This is a genomic window from Streptomyces rapamycinicus NRRL 5491, assembly GCF_024298965.1.
In the GTDB taxonomy this organism is placed as follows: domain Bacteria; phylum Actinomycetota; class Actinomycetes; order Streptomycetales; family Streptomycetaceae; genus Streptomyces; species Streptomyces rapamycinicus.
On record NZ_CP085193.1, the window covers coordinates 3,024,025 to 3,043,016 of the forward strand.

The window sequence follows — 18,992 nt, forward strand, 5'->3', positions numbered from 1 at the left end:
TTGTAAGTGATCTTTGGTCGTAAGCTCGTTGTCGCCTGCCGGTGGGAGTCCGGCCCGGGTAGCTGCCAGGAGGCCCGGTAGCAGACTGGCGGTGTCGGGGGAAACGCCCGGCGCCGAAGCCCAGTGTCGAAAGCCCTGTGAAGGGGGAGCAAAGCAACGGTCCGTAGCATGAAGCGAAGTTCCCAGGGCTCGCTGACGCAGAGTCAGTCGTCGTCGGGCGGCAGTGGCACGTCGTACGCATTGAGGATCGCCGAGATGGCGGCATACTGCGCGACGAGGAAGACGAGTTCGGCCGTACCGGAGTCGCCGAAGGCGCGCACCCCGGCTCGGTAAAGCGCTCCCGGCAAAGGCGCGCCACTGTACAGCCGGGCAGCCACATCGTGAGCGACCGTTTCCTCGGCGGTCATGCCTGCCGGGCGCTGCCCCGCGACCAGGCCCTCGATGATGTCCTCCGGCAGACCGACGTCGAGCGCAACCCGGGAGTGCGAGTACAGCTCGTAGGCCGCGGCATACCGCGACCCCGTGGTGAGAATCGCAACCTCGCGCACCCGGGCGGGCAGGACTGAGGCACCGGTGCCGGCCGTGAACCACTCCAGCAGCGGGCGGGCGAGCCCGGGAAAGCGGAGCATCACCGGGAACGGGCCGATCAGCGCGCCGTCGGGATCAGTCGAGGTAAACGGCGCGGGCAACCCGGCCATGAGCTGTCGGACGTGACCGTCGAGCGAGCGCTGCTCGGCTGTCAGTTCGCTAGGCTTGATCGAGGGCATGCGCACAACGCGTCACCGTACCCGCGTGCCGTCGAGCCACACCTGACGGACCCGGCCACGAAGGTCGTCGAGATCGGACAGACTGCCCGCGATGACGACCACATCCGCGAGCTTGCCGGCTGCCAACTTTCCGGCGGCATCGAATCGAAGGAGTTCGGCCGGGCTCGACGTCGTGGCGCGCCAGGCATCCAGCGCGGACATCGACGAGGAGTTCACCATCAGAGCGAGTTCTCTGAGGTTGCTCGCTGCCGGGCTCCAGTAGGGCGGGCTGTCGGTCCCCATAGCGATCTTCACTCCCGCCTGGACGGCGAGTGCGAAGCTCGCCTGATGCGCCTCGACGGCCTCACGGGCAAGGTTCGCGTTCTCTTCCGGGATCGGTATGCCGCTGTCGGCGGCGTCAATGATGGCGCGTGTTGCTGACAGCGTGGGAACGAGCCAGGCGCCACGCTCGAGCATGAGGTCGACTGCTTCGTCGTCCAGATAGTAGCCGTGTTCGATGGAACGGACACCGGCCCGCAAGGCTGCCTTGATTCCCTCGGTCCCCTGCGCGTGGGCGAATACGTAGGTGTCGGCCGCGGCGGCTTCGGCGACGATCACCGCTAGCTCGTCGGCGCGAAACTGGGCGTGGCGGGGGTTATCGCCTGGAGACATGACTCCGCCGGTGGTGGCGATCTTGACTGTGTCGGCTCCCGCGCGCAGGACTTCACGAACTCCTCGCCGTACTCCGTCCGGGCCGTCGACGATCGGGTTGGGCCGTCCGGGGTGTGCCGTCATCATCGGGATCGATCGATGACCTCCCGAGGGGAGATGGACATCGCCGTGCCCGCCCGTTTGGGACAGCATCGAGATCGCGATCTGCAGTCGCGGTCCCTCGATGAGTTCCTGTGCGATCGCTTGCTTCACCCCTAGGTCTGCGCCTGCGGCATCTCGGGCAGAGGTGATGCCTTGGTCGAGCAGGAGCGACAGGTTGCGCTTTGCTTCGTAATACTGCAGGGAGAAGGCTTGTTGTTCGACGCGTGCGAGGTTGAAGTCTCGGGTCATCACGTGCACGTGGCAGTCGAACAGCCCGGGGAGGACCGACTTTCCAGAGCAGTCCACAACGTGATCACCGTCCAGATCGGTCCCGACATCGACGACGTGGCGGCCTTCGATGACGAGGTCGGCTATGCCTGCTGCGGTTCCGTCGAAGACGGTCCCATTCTTGAAGACTGTGCGGATTACCATTGCTCCTCATTTCATGAATGTTCGACTGCGCGGGGGGTTCGACGCGGCTTCAGCGCTCGACAACGCTGACGGCCAGCCCGCCCAGGGCCGTCTCCTTCGCGCGGCGTTGATCGCTTTCACTGCAGCGATCGCGTTGCATTCGATGCAGGACACCTGTACGAGGCCGGCAACGGGATCACAGGTCAGCCCGAGATTGTGTTCCAGCGCGATCTCGGCGGCGTTCTCCACCTGGCATGGGGTGCCACCGAGAACCTCTCTCGACGATGTCGTTGCGTGAATCGTCGTCGGCGCCCTTGCCGGCAGCCGTGTAGTTCAATGCGTGAAACAGTACGGCGGGGATGATGCCGGCCGCACCGTTGGTCGGTGCGGTCACGACGCGGGCGCCGCTGGCGTTCTCCTCATTCACTGCCAACGCGATGAAGTTGACACGCCCTTGCCGGTATTGGTCATTGCGCTCGGGGTCCTCGCGGTCCAATCGTGACGCCCATGCGCCGGCTCGCCGACGGACACCGAGGCCACCAGGGAGCACCCCTGTGCGCGATACAGCCGAGGTGACGTGTGTTTGCATCGTTTGCCATAGTTCTCGCAATCCCTGGTTGAGGTCGGCGCTCGAGCGCCCTGCGAGCTCGTTGTCGCGTATCACTTCGCTGGTGCGGGAACCTGTCCGGTCGCAGACAGCGAGCGGCTCCGCCGCCGTGCGGAACGGGTGTGGATCTGACGTCGATTGGCACGCCGCCGGGGCGCTCCTCGTCACCGTCGCGGACAATGAACCCGCCACCGAGCGTTCGTGTGGCGCGGCCGTACGGTCAACGGTCGCAGCACGAAGTCCTCGATCCGGCAGCGGATTCGTTGCCCTGCGCCGAGGCTCACCGTGCCGGATGCCGTGATGTCGGCCAGTCTTCGCTCAACTTCGCCGGAGTCGATCCTGGCTGATCGCGCACCATCCAAGCCGAGAAGCACCGCGGTGAACGTGCCGTGCCCGTGTCCGGTCGCGGCGAGCGAGCCAAATACCTCCACTCGCACTGATTCGACGCTGTCCGCCGCGCCCGCTCGTCGCAGGTCCTTCGCAAAGGCGGCGGCTGCCTTCATCGGCCCGACTGTGTGCGAACTTGAGGGCTCAATCCCGATAGTGAACAGGTCGAAGACACCGACAGGAGCTGTCGAAGCGGTCATGACGCAGGACGATAGTCCGCGCGTGTAGTGGTCCCGGCTTGTTGCAGGATTTCACTCGAAAGATGCATTTGACTGAGGCATATTGGTCAGCAGAGGGCTGAATTCGCAAGTGGCGCGCCCACGGGCATCGAGGCGGTGTCCTTCCTTCTTGACCGTGCGCAGCACGACGGAACGGTCGGCGATGCTGATGCCGGGAAGTTTCTCCTCGAGGACGGCCTCGAGCCGCTGGACGCCAGCCAGCGTCGACAACCACACGGCGAGGATGAGGTTGTACTGTCCGACAGTTGAGACCGCGAGGCGGATCTCGCCGATACGTGTGAGCACCGACCCGACGCGCTGTACGAGCGCGGCAGGGACACGGAGGAAGTACCACGCATGAACCGGCCGGCCTGATTGCGCTTTTGCCATATCCAGGCGGGTGTCCAACCGCCCTTGTGCGGTCATGGCCGCAACCGCATCCCGTACCCGACGTTGGCCAACGCCGACGGTCCTCGCCAGGAAAGCCACTGTCGCCCTGCCATCCGGTCCCAGAAGGCGAAGGAGTTGGTCCTCCAGCTGAGAGTCGACGCGGCCCCTCGGGGATCGCGAGACCTCGATGCTCCGCTCTACCGCAGCGATCTCCTCGGCTGACAGGGAGCGAAGACGCCACTGACCTCCGTCCACGAAGGGCGACGTGAACAAGTGGGCCCGGGCCGCCCGAATCCCCTCAAGTGCCGGTACCCGCGTCATCAAATACTCCGTGAGGGCATCCATGCTTGATGTGGCCACCAGCACGAGCATCTCGCGTCCCCCGGCCGTGAGGTCCACCGTGAACGCTTCACTGTCCGCCGAGATCTCCTGTGCGAGACCGAGCGTGGCGGCAGGGTGGGCTTCGATTTCCAGTATGGCCGACGGCCCTCTCAGCTCCGGGCCGGGATGCCCGGACACCCATGCGATGCCAGCCTCGACGATGCGTTCCCAGCGCCGGGCGAGGGTGACCGCGTCGACCCCGATAATCGGCGCCAGCGCAGCCCAGCGTGCTCGCGGGTTGATCTGGAGGGCATGGATGAGCCGCCGATCGAGCTCATCGAGGTCGTAGTCCTGCCGACTCTCGTCCAAATGACTCATAAGACTTGACTCTATGTTACGGGAAAAGGTTGATGTTTCGGCGGGCATGCGGTTGTTCACGTGCAGTGTGCCGAAGCATCCTGACGTGGCTCCGTGCGGAGATTCCAGACGCCGCAACTCGCGATGCCCTTTGAGTGCCGGCGTGGAGCTCGTGACGCTGGCCGAATTGCGGCAGAAGGGCGCGCCTGCCTGACGTCAAACTTCATCGCGGTTGGCTTCTGGGAATTTTTCCTGCATTGCCGGTCATGCCGCTTCCTCGCGGAGTAATGATCTTCGCATTAGTGCACGAACGTCGGTATGCCGACGCTGACGAAGGAGGACGACCTTGGCGACCATGTCAGACCCCCGCTGGGAAGGCCACGTTCCACCGACCGCATTTGAGGAGTACTCAGAGAAGTACGCCGCCTTCTTCAAGATGCGCAGGGAGAACGGGATCATCGAGCTTCGGCTCCACACTGACGGCGGTCCGTACCTCCACAACTGGGCCGCCCACAACGCGTGGAACCGGGTGTGGCAGGACGTGGGCAACGACCCCGACAACCATGTCCTCATCCTGACCGGCACCGGCGAGACCTGGTTCCGAGGCGACCCCGAGGAGACGTGGCCGCGGCCCATCGTCGACGAGGAGCCCGACTACATCTTTCAGCAGACCATCGATGCGTGGAAGCTGATCGAGAACTTCGTCAACAACCTCGACATCCCGACGATCGCGGCGGTAAACGGTCCCGGGATCCACACCGAGTTCGCGCTACTCTGCGACATCACTCTGGCTGCGGAAGACGCAGACTTCATTGACCCGCACTTCATGGCGGGCACCGCGCCGGGAGACGGACTCTCGCTCGCCCTGCAGCACCTGATGGGCACGAAGCGGGCAGCCTACGACATCTACAGTGGCCGCTCCATCCCCGCGCGGAAAGCACTCGACTATGGGCTCGTCAGCGACGTACTTCCGCGTGAGGAGCTCCTGCCGAAGGCGTGGGGGATCGCAGGCGACATCATGAAGCGCCCGCGGTTCGCTCGCTGGGCAACCCACAACATCGTGTCTCGCCCCTGGCGCAAGCTCGTTGCCGAAGACTTCGGTTTCCACTTCTCGCAACAGATGCTTGCCACCGTCGCTGCCAAGCGACAGGTTCCCGACCCCGACCTCGTCGTCGAGGCGCGCTCACGCAAAACGTGGTGAGAACCTGAGGGACGAAGCAGGTTGTCGGCCGCCGTCACGGACGGCGCCCGACACTTTGTTTACTGATCTCTTCAGGGTGTTGCCGGATGGCGACTCAGTGTCAGGCAAGCGCCGGTGACTCACCGCGCGTGGCAGCCGCTCTCACACGCCGCGCAGCCGAAGCCCCGGATTCAGTGCTGTCTGACCGCACCTCGGATTCCCTTCACCGGACTGGTCTTCTGCCGACCCGACGGCCGCTCACTGCGACCTCAGACCGTCCTGGACCGCTTCCGCCGACACGCCAAGGAAGCAGGCGTCCCCCCGCATCACCCTGCACGACCTGCGACACCTCGCCGCCACCCTGTCCATCACCGCGGGCACCCCGCTCACCGTCGTCTCCAAAACCCTGCGGCACTCCACCCTCTCCACCACCGCCAACCTCTACAGCCACCTCACCCAGCAAGCCGCCCACGACGCCGTGGACGCCATCGACACCTCACTGCCCCAAGCCGACCCCACCGCCGATAGCCATCCACACTGGCCAGCCTGGCTGCGACCACACCGCGACCACTCGAACAGGCCCCGGACACGCCTCACACTGCCCTACTCCACCGCCCCAGCCGCCAGTTCACCCAGCGCCTCCACACCCCAAGGCGCGCATGCGACCACCATGCGACCACCACCCCGCACAACACGAAGAAGGCCGCCTTCTCATCTCTGGAAAAACGGCATCCGACCTGCGAAAACGCTGGTCGGGACGACAGGATTTGAACCTGCGACCCCTTGACTCTGCTTGGCAACAAGGAGACATAGCCGATCGGCATGATCGCTGTCGCCGGTCAGCGGCAGATGCGCTCCCCCGCTGCTCCATCACGCCCAGCGGCTAGACCGCCGTGCCCACACTTCGTCGCAACGTCCGCGATATCAGGCGAGGTCAGGCACTCAACTCTCAACCCGCCCACGTGGAGCGACATCTCCCTTGCCTTGATCGATATCGACGTGTTAACGCAGATTGTCCGCCACTCCTCGCGCCCTGCACGCGTCACAGAGAGGAGCGGACCCTTCAGTCGGTTACCGACCACTAACGAATCTGGCCTCACTCTCGGGCCTCGACCTCGCTCGGGCCACCCCATACGTTATTGCAGAATAACATTCGACGGAAGGGTAGGTCGGTATGGACTTCATCCTCGTGAACACCTGCAACGCCCCTGCCTCCCAAGCTGCCCGCGAGGTGTGGAATGACTGAGCAACTGCAAGGGGTGGACGCAGCTGCCTTCCGCTCGGCGCTGTCCCGCTTCCCCTCAGGCGTAACAATCGCGACGACTCGCAGTGCCGGGGCACGTTGCACGTATTCACCGCGAGCTCCTTCGCGGCGTTGTCGCTGGATCCGCCACTTGTTCTCGTGTGTCTGGACCAGGGAGCGGACTGCTTCGCTGCTTTCATAGCGGCTGAGCAGTTCGTCGTGAACATCGTTACGCCCGCACATGAGAAGTTGGCGAAGAAGTTCGCCACGAAGGGCGCGGACAAGTTCGCCCACGGAACCTTCGAGTCTGACGAGGGCGGCTACCCGGCCCCGCCCGACGCAGCAGCGGTCATCCGCTGCGAGCTGGAGCAGGCTGTGCCCGGCGGAGATCACGTAATTCTTATCGGCCGGGTCCACGACGCACAGATAGGCAGCGGCGAGCCGGTGACATGGCACAAGGGCGACTTCCTCCGCCTTGGGGAGAGTGCTACATGAAGTACACCGGGCAGTGCGACCCTCCGCTCGGTCCGGTGAATGATCCCGTGAAGATCGGGAACGTGCTGCGCCCGGTAGCCGACGTCGACGCCGCTATGCGCTTCTACATCGAAACGTTCGGACTCGCTATGAAGTTCGTTGATGGCGACCGCTACGCCGCACTCGACGCTGGCGGCACAACCTTGGCCCTGGCCGGCCCGACCGAGGACGTTACGGGCGGCATGCCCGCCGCATCATTCAAGGTTCCCAATGTGAACTCCGCGCTCGGCGCCCTCGTCCAGGGCGGCGGGGCCATTGTTCGAGAACTGGAGCAGGGCGCTCACGAGGTTCGGGCCGTGGCTCGAGACCCATGGGGCAACACCGTGGTGATCTACGGGCCGCGGTAGGCGGTCAGTTCCGGTCCCCGGGGCCCGAACGTGCAAAGCCCAACGCGCTCAGCATTTCGTCCTCATGCATCTTCCCTGCGCTGATCTACACCTTCTTCTGGCCGAGGTTCAATCGCAGAGGGCTTCTCTGGATCGGTCTATGGAGGGCTGGCACTGTGTCTCCTGTTCACGATTGGCTCACCGGCCGTCTCAGGGACTGAGAGTTCGCTATGGCCGACACTGGACCTCAACTGGTACCCCTATTACAACGCAGGATTGTTTTCCACGCCAGCGGCACTCTTTCTCGGATGCTCGGAACTCTCACCTCGTCGAGGCACAACGGAACAAAATCGCGTGAAGCGTATAGGGCAGAAAGGGGGGGGCGGGGTCCGCGGCCACGGCTAGGAACTATTGATTCAACTCCGGGCTTGCGCGGATACGCGCTGCCCCAAGCAGCAAGAAGATCACGCCCTACTAGAGGCCGAACACCCTCCCTCATTACGGGAGGGCAAGTTGGCCTGGTCATACGGGACAATTGTTGTCTGCATGTCGGGAGAGCCATAAAGTGAACGAGCATCCGTCAATCGCCAAACTCAAGGAAGAGCGCAGGTTCGCACCCCCCCGCCGACCTGGCCGCGGGCGCCAACGTCACCGCGGAGGCGTATGAACAGGCCAAGGCTGACAGGCTCGGCTTCTGGGCCGAGCAGGCCCGCCGGCTGACCTGGGCCAAAGAGCCTACCGAGACGCTGGACTGGTCGAACCCGCCGTTCGCGAAGTGGTTCAAGGACGGCGAGCTCAACGTCGCGTACAACTGCGTGGACCGGCATGTGGAGGCCGGACACGGCGACCGGGTCGCCATCCACTTCGAGGGCGCGCCCGGCGACAGCCGCGCGATCACCTACGCCGAGCTCAAGGACGAGGTCTGCAAGGCCGCCAACGCCCTGCTGGAGCTGGGTGTCCAGAAGGGCGACCGGGTCGCGGTCTACATGCCGATGATCCCGGAGACGGCGGTCGCGATGCTGGCCTGCGCGCGTATCGGCGCGGCGCACTCCGTCGTCTTCGGCGGCTTCTCGGCGGATGCTATCGCCACCCGGATCCAGGACGCGGACGCCAAGGTCGTCATCACTTCCGACGGCGGCTACCGACGCGGCAAGCCGACTGCGCTCAAGCCGGCCGTGGACGACGCGGTGGCGCGCGTGGAGAACGTCGAGCATGTACTCGTCGTCCGGCGCACCGGTCAGGACGTGGCCTGGGACGACAGCCGCGACGTGTGGTGGCACGAGATCGTCGAGCGGCAGAGCGCCGAGCACACGCCTGAGGCGTTCGAGGCGGAGCACCCGCTGTTCATCCTGTACACGTCCGGGACGACGGGTAAGCCGAAGGGCATCCTGCACACGTCCGGCGGCTACCTCACCCAGACCGCATATACCCACCACTCCGTCTTCGACCTCAAGCCGGAGACGGACGTCTACTGGTGCACCGTCGACGTCGGCTGGGTGACCGGGCACTCGTATGGCGTGTACGGGCCGCTGGCGAACGCCGCGACGCAGGTCATGTACGAGGGCACGCCGGACGCACCGCACCAGGGCCGGTTCTGGGAGATCGTGCAGAAGTACGGCGTGACGATCCTGTACACGGCGCCGACCGCGATCCGTACGTTCATGAAGTGGGGCGACGACATCCCCGCGAAGTTCGACCTCGGCAGCCTGCGGCTGCTGGGTTCCGCAGGTGAGCCGATCAACCCCGAGGCGTGGATCTGGTACCGCAAGAACATCGGCGCCGACCGCACCCCGGTCCTCGACACCTGGTGGCAGACCGAAACCGGCGCAATGATGATCTCGCCGCTGCCGGGCGTCACCGAGACCAAGCCCGGCTCCGCGCAGAACCCGCTGCCCGGCATTTCCGCGACCGTCGTCGACGACAAAGGCAACGAGGTGCCCGACGGTGACAGCGGCTACCTTGTGCTGACCGAGCCGTGGCCGTCGATGCTGCGCACCATCTGGGGCGACGACCAGCGGTTCCTGGACACGTACTGGTCGCGGTTCGAGGGCAAGTACTTCGCCGGTGACGGGGCGAAGAAGGATGACGACGGGGACATCTGGCTGCTGGGCCGGGTCGACGACGTCATGGTGGTGTCGGGGCACAACATCTCCACTACGGAGGTGGAGTCGGCGCTGACGTCGCACCCTTCGGTCGCCGAGGCGGCCGTCGTCGGCGCGACGGACGAAACGACCGGGCAGGCGATCGTCGCCTTCGTGATCCTGCGCAGTTCGGCCGCCGGGACAGAAGACCTGGTCGCCGACCTGCGCAAGCACGTCGGCGCCACCCTCGGCCCGATCGCCAAGCCGAAGCGGATCCTGCCGGTGGCCGAGCTGCCGAAGACCCGCTCCGGCAAGATCATGCGCCGGCTGCTGCGGGACGTCGCCGACAACCGCCAGCTCGGTGATGTCACCACGCTGACCGACTCGACCGTCATGGACCTCATCCAGGCGAAGCTCCCGGCGACGCCGAGCGAAGACTGAGCGAGGAACGCGTCCGGAGGGCACCCGGCGACCGCGCCAGGTGTCCTCCGCGAACGTATGGCGGAGCCCGCCGATATAACGAGTTGGTGCGTGATAGCGGGGGGCCAGAAGGCGGGCCGCGGGAGCCGGCGCCCGCCACCAGCTGGTCTTCGTCGACCGACTGGTGGCCACGCTGATCCATCTGCGGCACGACCTGCCGCACTCGGTACTGGGGCTGCTGTTCGGCGTCGTCCGCTCCACCACCACCCGTGCGATCGCAGAGATACGTACGCTCCTGGCCGAGCGGGGGCGTGCAGCCCCCGACCGCCCCGACGTGCGATTACGGACTATGGCCGACGTGTTCGCCTACGCCCAGACCGAAGGCATCGAGCTGCGGCTGGATGCCACCGAGATCCAGGTACGCCGGCCACCGGCCGGCCGCGGCAGACGGCGGGTCCGGGCGCACTGCCCGGCAGAGTCGAGCAGTGGGAACGCGACCGCCACGGGCACTCCTCCGACCGCATCACGGTCGAACACGCCCTGGCTGACCACAAACGCTGGAAACAACGAACGCGCTGGACCCACCGACGCGACCACCTGCCCTACACCTACCGCGCCATCGCCAGCCTCGTCTCCGACCGCACCATCACCGCCTAAAAACAGGCCACGACCAGGCCAGACACGCCTCACCCGCTATCACGCACCAACTCGTTAGTACTGCAACGGTGCTTGCCGTGACTGCTGACCAGGTCGGTAGTCGGTGTGGTTAAGGGTGGGGACCTTGCTGATGCCAGGTTGTGGGCGAGTGAGCTGGACGCGGTGCACGAGCGGTTCGTGCACCGTTTCGGCAGGTCGGAGCCGCGGGAGTCGGCGCTGGCCTATATGCGGGGTCTGATCGCTCCGCTGCAGCGCAAGAACGGCTGGACCTTGGCGGAGGAAGCCGGTCACGCGGGCCCTGACCGCATCCAGCGGATGCTGAACCGGCCCGCGAGGCTGACGTGCAGGAGAACGAAGTGCGAGCTCATCGCGGCTTTGGAGCCCTTGCGCCAGGTCAGGGTCCGGCCGTGGTGGCGTCCGGCGGCCAGCACATGGCCGCGTAGGGACAGCGGGCGGGTGCGGTAGCGGGGCAGCGGACGGGGCCCGAGACCGCCGTAGGCGGGCTGGTGGGGTTCGCAGCCTTCCGCATGAGCAGTCATCTCGCCCTTGGCCTGAAGGACATAGGCCAGCCCGCGGTCTTCCAGACCGTGCCGGAAGTCGGCGTTCGCGCCGTAGCCGGTGTCGGCGACCAGTGCGGCGGGCCGCAGGCCATGGCCGTCGAGTTCGTCGAGCATCTCCAGCGCGAGTTCCCATTTGGGGCGGTGGCGCTCGCCATCGGGGATCCGGCAGGCCCTGCGGCGTGCGGCTGCCTTGGGGGTGTCCCATGCGGTGGGCAGGAACAGCCGCCAGGACAGTGGGCACGAGGCGGTATCGGAAGCGGCGTGGACACTGACGCCGATCTGGCAGTTGCCGACCTTGCCCAAAGTGCCCGAATACTGGCGGGCCACCCCCGGCGAGGCGGTGCCGTCCTTGGGGAAACCGGTGTCGTCCACCACCCACACCTGCGGACGGACCACCCGCACGGCCCGCCACGCCAGCCTGGCCCGCACGTCCCCGACCGGCCAGGTCGAGGACGTCATGAACTGCTGCAACTGCTGATGATCGATGCCCAGGCGCTCTGCCATCGGCTGCATCGACTTACGCCGGCCCGCCAGCAGCAGCCCCCGCAGATAGAAGGCGCCCTTTTCACGCTGATCCCGCCGCACCAACGGCGCGAACAACTCGTAGGCGATGAGGAAAGGTCGGATTCAGCACCGCTTGCCGGGGTACGACGACCAGATCGTCGGGCCATAGAATAGCCATAGGCAGGCCGCTGGAAGGGTGTTCGGTTCTTTGCTTGCACATCGAAGTGGAACGCCCTCCTCCAACGCCTTCAAGATCGCCTCCAATCAAGCGACTTTCATGAATGAGCCAGCTAATTCGACTTTGAGCGCACGTGGTTCGCGATCGCCTCATCGTCGTTAGCGCCGTACATTTCGTCGATCAGTGCTGCGAAAGAGCGGACGGCGGCATTACGCTTGATCTTTCCGTTCGCAGTCCGCTCGCCATGCTCGACTTGCAGGGACCGTGGTAGAACGCGAAAGTCCTTCAACTGCTCGACACGCGAAAGGTCTGCGTTGACCCGAGCAACCTCTGCTCGCAGAAGCTCAGCCACCGCCTCTGTCGACTGGCCGCCTGCTGGTGTGTTCGGCTCAATTAGGACGGTGAGGTACTTACGGGCGTCTCCGACGACGATGGCTTCGTTGATGAGCGAACTTTCCCTCAACCGGGTTTCGATGGGCTGAGGATTGATCGTTTTGCCGCCCCGAGTGATGATTACGTCCTTCTTCCGGCCAATAAGCCGGATATCACCATTCGGTGCACGCTCTACCAGGTCACCGGTGCAGAACCAGTCATCTTGGAAGACCGCTTCGGTCTCCGTGGGGTGGCGCCAGTATCCGTCGAAGAGCAGCGGCGCTCGGAGCAGCATTTCTCCGTCTTCCGCGATCTTCACCTGGAAGCGCGGATCCGGGAAAATCCTGCCGATGAAGCCTGGCCGGGGGAACGGCTGGTTGAAATGCGCGATAGGGGCTCCGGTGGTCTCGGTGAGGCCATAACACTCACGCAGATCGAGCCCCCAGATCTGCCAAATCGCGATGACGCTTTCAGGCATTGCCGCAGATGCCGTGTAGGCCACGCGGATGCGATCCATCCCGACCTTTGCCCGCAGCGGCAGAAACACTCCACGAAGTGCGGCAGCGTATGCGATCCGCAGCAGCACTGAGGGCGTGCGACGAGACCAGCGGTCCTCAGCCACCCTGCGGCCAACCCACATGGCAGCGTCATAGACAGCGCGGCGAAGTCGTGGCCAAGTCTCCGTCTGTGCGATCAGTTCGCCGGCGAGCTTCTCGTAGAACCGCGGAGGCCATAGCACTGCCGTTGGCCGGACTGAGCGCAGCACTCTCTCGTAGTCACCGATGCTGCAGTATGTGACCACCAGACGTGAGAGCAGAGGCGCGAAGATCGACACAAGGGCCGGCGCTACATGGGACAACGGCAGGAAGCCCACAACATCGTGCTCCTGGCGGCGGCTCTGCGGGTAGAGACCGACAAAGGTCTGGACCGCGTGCTGGAGTGTTCGATGCGAATGCGTGACGCCCTTTGGTACTCCCGTGGACCCGGACGTGTAAAAGAGCACGGCGGCATCGTCGAGGGATCCCGCAGCGACCGACTGAGCGAGGAGACCTGAGCCGTCCTCATGGTGTCGGGCGCCTTCATCGGACAGGGTCTGCCACCGTGTTCCTTTGACACCCTTGGGCAGTGTCGGCGGATCGGCATCGATTCCGACCACAAGCCGCAGATCCGGGGTGCGAGTGGCGACCTCAGCTACCTTGTTGAGCTCCGTGGCCGTCTCACCGACGAAGGCCACCGCTTCGCTATGTACAAGGGTCTGCTCTATCTCGGCAGGCGAGTTGGTGGGATACACGCCGATTACGACACCGCCGACACTCTGAACGGCAAGCGCTGCGCACGCCCACTCTGGGCGCGCGCTGCTCATCACTGCTACGCGATCGCCGTGCTTGACACCCTGAGCCACGAGACCGAGTGCAACCTCGCGCATACGATTGGCGTACGCGCGCCACGTGATCGCCTGTACAGATCCATCACGCCAGTAGCGCAGCGCAACGGCATCGGGATCCTTGCGCGCGCGATCGAGGAGCAGTCCCGGTAGCGTCCGGGTCGGCTGGAAATTGATCAGATCCATGAGACGGCCTCTCTTCCAGAGCAGGCAAGCCCGTGCTCAATGAGACTCATGCAGCTCGCTCCCCAAGGGGAAGGAAGCCACCCCGGTACCACGTCACCGGCTTGCCGGCACCTGTCCGTGCATCGCGTACGCGACCGATGAGGATTACGTGATCTCCGCCGGGCACGGCCTGCTCCAGCTCGCAGCTGATGACTGCTGCCGCATCCGGCAACAGCGGATTGCCTGCCTCATCGAGTTCGAAATTGCCGTCCGCGAACTTGTTCTCACCCTTGGTGGCGAACTTCAGCGCCAAGTCGGCATGGGCGTCCGTCACAATGTTCACGACGAAATGCTTAGCCGCCATGAAGACGGGAAAGCAGTCCGCTCCTCGGTCCAGACATACCAAGATGAGCGGGGGATCGAGAGACAACGCGGCGAAGGAACTCGCGGTGAATCCGTGCAGTGTGCCTGCCTCGCTTCGCGTCGTCACGATCGTCACACCTGAAGGGAATTGAGCCAATGCCGAGCGGAAAGCGGCAGGGTCCAGTTCCTGAAATTGATCAACCATTGTACCCCTCGTGGGCAGCTCGGGCGGCAGGGTCGTTGAAGACCGTGCGCGCATCAGCCAGTGTGACGCGAAGCTGCTCTTCGTCCCATGTTTGATCTCAGGGAAGACGAAACGCGCTCCCATCGCCGCGTAGACCACGCCGGTGAACAGGGCCATCTCGATCCCGCCGCCGACGCACCACCCGTTGACCGCACACACCAGCGGCCGGGATAGTTCTCCAGTGCGCAAAGCAGCGCGTGAAAGCCTGCCATCCGCTCGACCATGTCATTGGCGTCGAAGTCGACGGCTTCCTTTATGTCACCACCTGCGCAGAAGAAACGCTCGCCAGCTCCCGTCAGGACCACTGCGGGAGCGTTAGAGCCGGTAGCGAGCGTGACCAGCTTCGCTGTCAGCTCGCTGACGAGAATGTTACTGAGCGTGTTGGCAGGCTGGTGGCTAAGGGTAAGTACAACCACCCCGTCCACTTCGTCTGATGCGTGGACGAGGCTTAGTGCTTTGTTGTGCGAACCTGCGGTCATGCTCGTCTCCGGTTACTTCGCGGGTGCGCCGGCGGTGCGAGCGGAGGGGAAGTCCACGGGGCGCTTCTCCCGGAAAGCCTGGCGCGCTTCGGCGTAGTCGGCGCTAGCGAAGTCGAGAACCTCGAGCGCTGTAGACAGCTCGTGCTGGGGCGCCGCATTGGTGAGCCAGGTGTTGAGAGCGCGCTTGGTGAATCGGAGCGCCTGCTGGGAACCGCGGGCCAGCTGGGACGCGACCTCGAGCGCGCGGGGCAGTACCTGCTCGCGGGGAACGGACAGACTGACGAGACCAATCCGCTCGGCTTCGGCGCCCGTCAGCTTCTCGGAGGTAAGGACGTAGTACTTGGTCTTGGCCATGCCGACGAGCAGCGGCCAGATAAGTGCGGCGTGGTCGCCGGCGGTCACGCCGACCTTGGTGTGCCCTTCGATCAGCACCGCGTCGTCCGCGGCGATGCTGATGTCGGCGAGAAGCGCGGTCGACAGCCCGTAACCGACCGCGGGCCCATTGATCGCGGAGATGATCGGCTTCTCGATCCGCAGGATCGTTGAAGTTCGCTTGCGTTCGGTCTCCATGATCGCAAGCGCGTCTTCGTGCGTGGGATCGGGCTGGGCAACGTCCATCCCGGTACAGAAGGCCTTGCCGGCCCCGGTGATGACGACGACCCGGGTCTGGTCGTCGCGTTCGACGTCGGCCCAGATCCGGTTCATCTCTTCGAACATCGGCAGGGTGAGAGAGTTGTACCGGTCGGGTCGATTGATCGTGATCTGGAGGACGCCGTTGTCCTTGCGTTCGACGAGGATGTCACCGGTGCCGTGCTGGTAGAGGTCGCTCATCGAACCGTCTCCTTCTGCGCGAGGTTGTGGGTGTCGTTGAACTGGCGGAGTGCTTCTTCGTGGGCGGGGCGGGCGGCTCGGATCTCGGCGAGTACGTCGTCGGCCGGGCGCACGACGTTGCGGGGGTGTTTGAAGCGGGGGATGACGTACTTGCCGAAGAGTTCGATCGAGCGCATCAGCTGGTCGTGGGGCAGGCTGTCGACACGCAGGACGAGTGCTTCGACGCCCATGTCCGCGTATCGCTGTACGTGTTCGATGCAGTGCTCGGGGTCGCCGACCATGAAGCCCTGGGAGTGTTCGAACATGTACTCTTCGTCGTTGAAGTCGATGTCCTTGACGGCGCCCATGTAGGCGTAGTCCTTCGACAGCTTCGACAGGCGCTCGTATGCGTCGGTGGACAGCTTGGCCATCTCGAACAGGGGCTTCGCCTCGAGGCGGGCCTGGGCAGTGGTCTCGGCGCAGTGCATACCACCGGCGACCGCGACCATCTTGCGCGGCGTGATCGGGTGGGGGTGGTTGGTGGCGGCGAGAGTGTCGTCGTAGAGCTTGACCATGTTCTCGACGAGGTCGAACCCGAGGTAGAGGCCGCCCATGATGGCGCCGATACCCATCGAGGCGGCCGTCTCGACCGAGCTCGGGCTGCCGGCGGCAGCCGAAAGGGGCGGGTAGGGGCCCTGCAGGGGCTTGGGGACCAGGCTGCGCGGCGGAATCTTGTAGTGCTCGCCCACGTACGAGAACACGTCGTTGAGGAACGCGCTGCGGATCAGCTCGATGCCCTCACGCCACTGGGCCTTGTTCTCGGACGGGTCCACCTCAAACGCGCGCAGGGCGAGCGTGGTGTTGCCGCGCCCGGTACCAAGCTCGACACGGCCGTTGGACAGGATGTCCTCGGTCGCCACACGCTCCGCGACGCGCAGCGCATGGTTCATCCGCGTCGGCAGCAGCGTCACCAGGTGGATGAACCGCATCCGGCTCGTCAGAGCCATCAGGTACGGGTAAAGCACTTCCGGAGCGGAGACCGAAGCCGTACCCAGAGCAACATGCTGCTCGGAACTACCGAAGGCATCGAAGCCAACCCGCTCCGCAAGCAGAACCTCCTCCACAAGCTCCCGGTAGCGGTGCTCATGCGTAAGCCCGACCGGGGTGTCCCCCTCAGACATGAGGATGAAGTCCATACCGACCCTTCCGTCAAATGTTAGTGGGCGATAACGTAGGGCGTGGCCCCAGCCCAGGTCAAGGCCCAAAATCTGTTAGGTATTGGTAACTTCGTGGGGTTGGCCAGGTGCGCACAGGCCAATGAGCAGAACCTGTAGCAGTTCGTGAACCAGTCGCCGTGGGATCCGGCACCGGTGCGGCGGCGGATCGCGGAGCGGATGGTGCCGCGGATCGTTCCGGATGCCTGGGCAGTGGACGATGTGTCCTTCCCCAAGGACGGACGGATGTCGGTCGGTGTCGGGCATCAGTACTGAGTGCGCTGGGCAAGCAGGCGAACTGCCAGGTCGCCATCAGCGTGCACGCGGTGTCCGACACGGTCTCGTGCCCGCTGAACTGGCGGCTGTTCCTGCCCCGGGAGTGGGCGGAGGACGCCGTCCGGCGCCGGCGGACCGGCGTCCCGGAGGACGTCGGGCACCGGGAGAAGTGGCGGCTGGCCTTGGACGCCTTGGACGCCTTGGAGGCCTTGGACGAACTGGCCGCATGGCGCCTTGTGCCGCCGGTCGTGGTGGCGGATGCCGGCTACGGACAGAACGCCGACTTCCGCACCGGCCTGGCCGAGCGGGAGATCCGTTACGTGGTCGGCATCCGTGGCGATATCACCGTCCAGCCGCACGAAGCGGTCCCCGACGCCCCCGCTTGGGCCGGCACCGGCCGTCGGCCGGTTCCCCGCTGCCGGCAGCCACCGGTGACGGTGGCGGAACTGGCCGCGGCCGCCGGACGGGACGCCTTCAGCGAGGTGACCTGGCGGGAAGGCTCTCGCGGACCGATGACTTCCCGCTTCCTCGCGATGCCCGTCCGGCCCGCCGGGGTGCGCTCACGCCGGCTGGCCCAGGCCGCCGCGGTGGCCGAGCACGGCCGGTGGGACGGCGTCCTGCCCCAGGTGCGGCTGCTGGCCGAATGGCCCGACGGCGAGGAGGAACCGACCCGGTTCTGGCTGTCCGACCTGCCCGAGGTTACCCCGATCGCCGAACTGGTCCGCCTGGCGAAGATCCGCTGGCGGATCGAGCACGACTACCGGGAACTCAAGCACGGTCTGGGCCTGGACCCAAGCCAAGTTCAAGACGGACCTAACGGAGTCCTACTAGTGCAGTGTGGGTGGCCGCGGCCATGTGGAGGGCGGCGACGACCAGGCCGGCGTCGTGATGCTCTCCCATTTCATAGCCGAGCAGGCGGCGGGAGAAGGGGCCGATAACCGTGGCCGGGTACAGCTTGCCCTCGCCGGTCTCGATCTCCGTCATGTCCCCGCACCAGACGAGATCGGGCCCCTCTGCGGTGAAGTCCCGCTTCACGTGATCCGGTGCGGCGGGCCGTTTGCCCGGCCGGGTCAGCCCCCTGCGTCTGCGGACCCTCCGGGCGACCAGGCCGAGTTCGGCCATGAGTTTGGCGATGGTGTTGACCGACACCCGCCAGCCCTGCCGCATCAGCGTGATCCAGATCTTCGGCGAGCCGTATGTGCCGCCGGGCTGGGTGAACACCTCTTTCACCGCCTCGGCCAGCTGCTGCCGGCGGACCTCACGCCCGGTGGGCTTCCGGCTGCGGTGCTTGTAGAACCACGACTCGCTCACGCCCAGGGCGCGGCAGGAGACGCGGTGCGGGATGCCGTGCATGGTCCTTTGGCCGCCGATCGCCCCGACGACGGACGCCGGGTCCGCCACGGCTACTTCACCCACAGGACCATGCAGCGTTTGAGGACATCACGCTCCATCGCGAGTTCCTTGTTGTCCCGTTTGAGCTGGGCATTCTCCCGCCGCAGCCGCTCCAGCTCGTCATTCCCGCCGCCCGGCGCGGTGCCCGCGCGACGGGCCCGCGATACCCAACTGGCCAGCGTGGTCTCGTTGATCCCAGATCCTTCGCGACCTCGGCGACGGTCTTGCCGGTCTCGGTGACGATCCGTACGGCCCCCTCGCGGAACTCCGCATCGAACTTCCGTCGCTTCTCTGCCATGACTCCCAACTTCCCCTGCAGCCACGGTCTCTACGCTACGAGGGGAGGGACAAAGAATCGGG

The 18,992-nt window shown here is 65.3% G+C and carries 15 protein-coding genes and 7 pseudogenes; 8 read left to right on the top strand and 14 right to left on the bottom strand.

Features of this window, described 5'->3' with window-relative positions:
- Positions 1-203: 203 nt before the first annotated feature.
- The 6 genes and pseudogenes from LIV37_RS12080 to LIV37_RS12095 form a co-directional block, all read right to left on the bottom strand.
- Entirely contained in the window at positions 204-767 is a 564-nt protein-coding gene (locus LIV37_RS12080; RefSeq protein ID WP_148717854.1) for a carboxymuconolactone decarboxylase family protein, read from the bottom strand.
- 12 nt (positions 768-779) lie between these two features.
- The gene (locus tag LIV37_RS12085) at positions 780-1,991 is read right to left on the bottom strand and encodes a metal-dependent hydrolase family protein (protein ID WP_020867400.1); all 1,212 of its coding nucleotides are present in this window, start codon (positions 1,989-1,991) and stop codon (positions 780-782) included.
- 6 nt (positions 1,992-1,997) lie between these two features.
- Complete coding sequence (locus tag LIV37_RS52515; RefSeq protein WP_420834385.1) at positions 1,998-2,294, bottom strand: L-serine ammonia-lyase, iron-sulfur-dependent, subunit alpha; 297 nt, start codon at positions 2,292-2,294, stop codon at positions 1,998-2,000.
- 22 nt (positions 2,295-2,316) lie between these two features.
- Positions 2,317-2,769, bottom strand: a pseudogene (locus tag LIV37_RS52520) (L-serine ammonia-lyase, iron-sulfur-dependent, subunit alpha); the annotation flags it as partial.
- Positions 2,742-3,164, bottom strand: coding sequence for a serine dehydratase beta chain (locus LIV37_RS52525; RefSeq protein WP_373920610.1), 423 nt, complete (start codon positions 3,162-3,164; stop codon positions 2,742-2,744). The pseudogene LIV37_RS52520 and the gene LIV37_RS52525, both read right to left, overlap by 28 nt.
- Positions 3,165-3,215: 51 nt before the next feature.
- Positions 3,216-4,271 carry an Lrp/AsnC family transcriptional regulator gene (locus LIV37_RS12095; RefSeq protein WP_158634921.1) on the bottom strand — a complete coding sequence of 352 codons (1,056 nt, stop codon included), beginning with the start codon at positions 4,269-4,271 and terminating at the stop codon, positions 3,216-3,218.
- 334 nt (positions 4,272-4,605) lie between these two features.
- Here LIV37_RS12095 and LIV37_RS12100 point away from each other — a divergent pair, with 334 nt between their 5' ends.
- The 7 genes and pseudogenes from LIV37_RS12100 to LIV37_RS12125 all read left to right on the top strand — a co-directional run.
- Positions 4,606-5,451 carry an enoyl-CoA hydratase/isomerase family protein gene (locus LIV37_RS12100; RefSeq protein WP_020867402.1) on the top strand — a complete coding sequence of 282 codons (846 nt, stop codon included), beginning with the start codon at positions 4,606-4,608 and terminating at the stop codon, positions 5,449-5,451.
- A gap of 304 nt (positions 5,452-5,755) precedes the next feature.
- On the top strand, positions 5,756-6,217 hold the full coding sequence (locus tag LIV37_RS52530; RefSeq protein WP_121826088.1) for a site-specific integrase: 462 nt from the start codon (positions 5,756-5,758) through the stop codon (positions 6,215-6,217).
- Between the two features lie 555 nt (positions 6,218-6,772).
- Entirely contained in the window at positions 6,773-7,168 is a 396-nt protein-coding gene (locus LIV37_RS12105; RefSeq protein WP_121825567.1) for a flavin reductase family protein, read from the top strand.
- The gene (locus tag LIV37_RS12110) at positions 7,165-7,554 is read left to right on the top strand and encodes a VOC family protein (RefSeq protein ID WP_020867405.1); all 390 of its coding nucleotides are present in this window, start codon (positions 7,165-7,167) and stop codon (positions 7,552-7,554) included. Before LIV37_RS12105 ends, LIV37_RS12110 begins: the two co-directional genes overlap by 4 nt.
- A gap of 544 nt (positions 7,555-8,098) precedes the next feature.
- Positions 8,099-10,055, top strand: a pseudogene (gene acs / locus LIV37_RS12115) (acetate--CoA ligase).
- A gap of 100 nt (positions 10,056-10,155) precedes the next feature.
- A pseudogene (locus tag LIV37_RS12120) lies at positions 10,156-10,691 on the top strand (helix-turn-helix domain-containing protein); the annotation flags it as partial.
- Between the two features lie 105 nt (positions 10,692-10,796).
- Positions 10,797-11,018 (top strand): annotated as a pseudogene (locus LIV37_RS12125) (IS701 family transposase); the annotation flags it as partial.
- Here the strand turns inward: LIV37_RS12125 and LIV37_RS12130 are convergent.
- The 6 genes and pseudogenes from LIV37_RS12130 to LIV37_RS12150 all read right to left on the bottom strand — a co-directional run.
- A pseudogene (locus tag LIV37_RS12130) lies at positions 11,015-11,878 on the bottom strand (IS701 family transposase); the annotation flags it as partial. The pseudogenes LIV37_RS12125 and LIV37_RS12130 sit on opposite strands and share 4 nt — an antisense overlap.
- 167 nt (positions 11,879-12,045) lie before the next feature.
- A complete protein-coding gene (locus LIV37_RS12135; protein WP_121825566.1) occupies positions 12,046-13,875 on the bottom strand; it encodes an AMP-dependent synthetase/ligase in 1,830 nt (609 codons plus the stop codon).
- A gap of 46 nt (positions 13,876-13,921) precedes the next feature.
- Positions 13,922-14,650 (bottom strand): flavin reductase, encoded by a 729-nt coding sequence (locus LIV37_RS12140; RefSeq protein ID WP_121825565.1) that lies wholly within the window; start codon positions 14,648-14,650, stop codon positions 13,922-13,924.
- An 83-nt stretch (positions 14,651-14,733) separates the two neighbouring features.
- Positions 14,734-14,940, bottom strand: a pseudogene (locus tag LIV37_RS52535) (hypothetical protein); the annotation flags it as partial.
- Between the two features lie 12 nt (positions 14,941-14,952).
- Positions 14,953-15,771, bottom strand: coding sequence for an enoyl-CoA hydratase/isomerase family protein (locus LIV37_RS12145; RefSeq protein WP_020867412.1), 819 nt, complete (start codon positions 15,769-15,771; stop codon positions 14,953-14,955).
- Positions 15,768-16,946 carry an LLM class flavin-dependent oxidoreductase gene (locus LIV37_RS12150; protein ID WP_121825554.1) on the bottom strand — a complete coding sequence of 393 codons (1,179 nt, stop codon included), beginning with the start codon at positions 16,944-16,946 and terminating at the stop codon, positions 15,768-15,770. The genes LIV37_RS12145 and LIV37_RS12150 overlap by 4 nt, the downstream gene beginning before the upstream one ends.
- Before the next feature lie 105 nt (positions 16,947-17,051).
- Here LIV37_RS12150 and LIV37_RS12155 point away from each other — a divergent pair.
- Positions 17,052-18,031: pseudogene (locus LIV37_RS12155) on the top strand (IS701 family transposase); the annotation flags it as partial.
- 22 nt (positions 18,032-18,053) lie between these two features.
- Here LIV37_RS12155 and LIV37_RS12160 read toward each other — a convergent pair.
- A complete protein-coding gene (locus LIV37_RS12160) occupies positions 18,054-18,656 on the bottom strand; it encodes an IS3 family transposase (RefSeq protein WP_148717852.1) in 603 nt (200 codons plus the stop codon).
- Positions 18,649-18,930, bottom strand: a complete 282-nt coding sequence (locus LIV37_RS52540; protein WP_243146352.1) for a transposase — start codon at positions 18,928-18,930, stop codon at positions 18,649-18,651. The genes LIV37_RS12160 and LIV37_RS52540 overlap by 8 nt, the downstream gene beginning before the upstream one ends.
- Between the last annotated feature and the right edge of the window lie 62 nt (positions 18,931-18,992).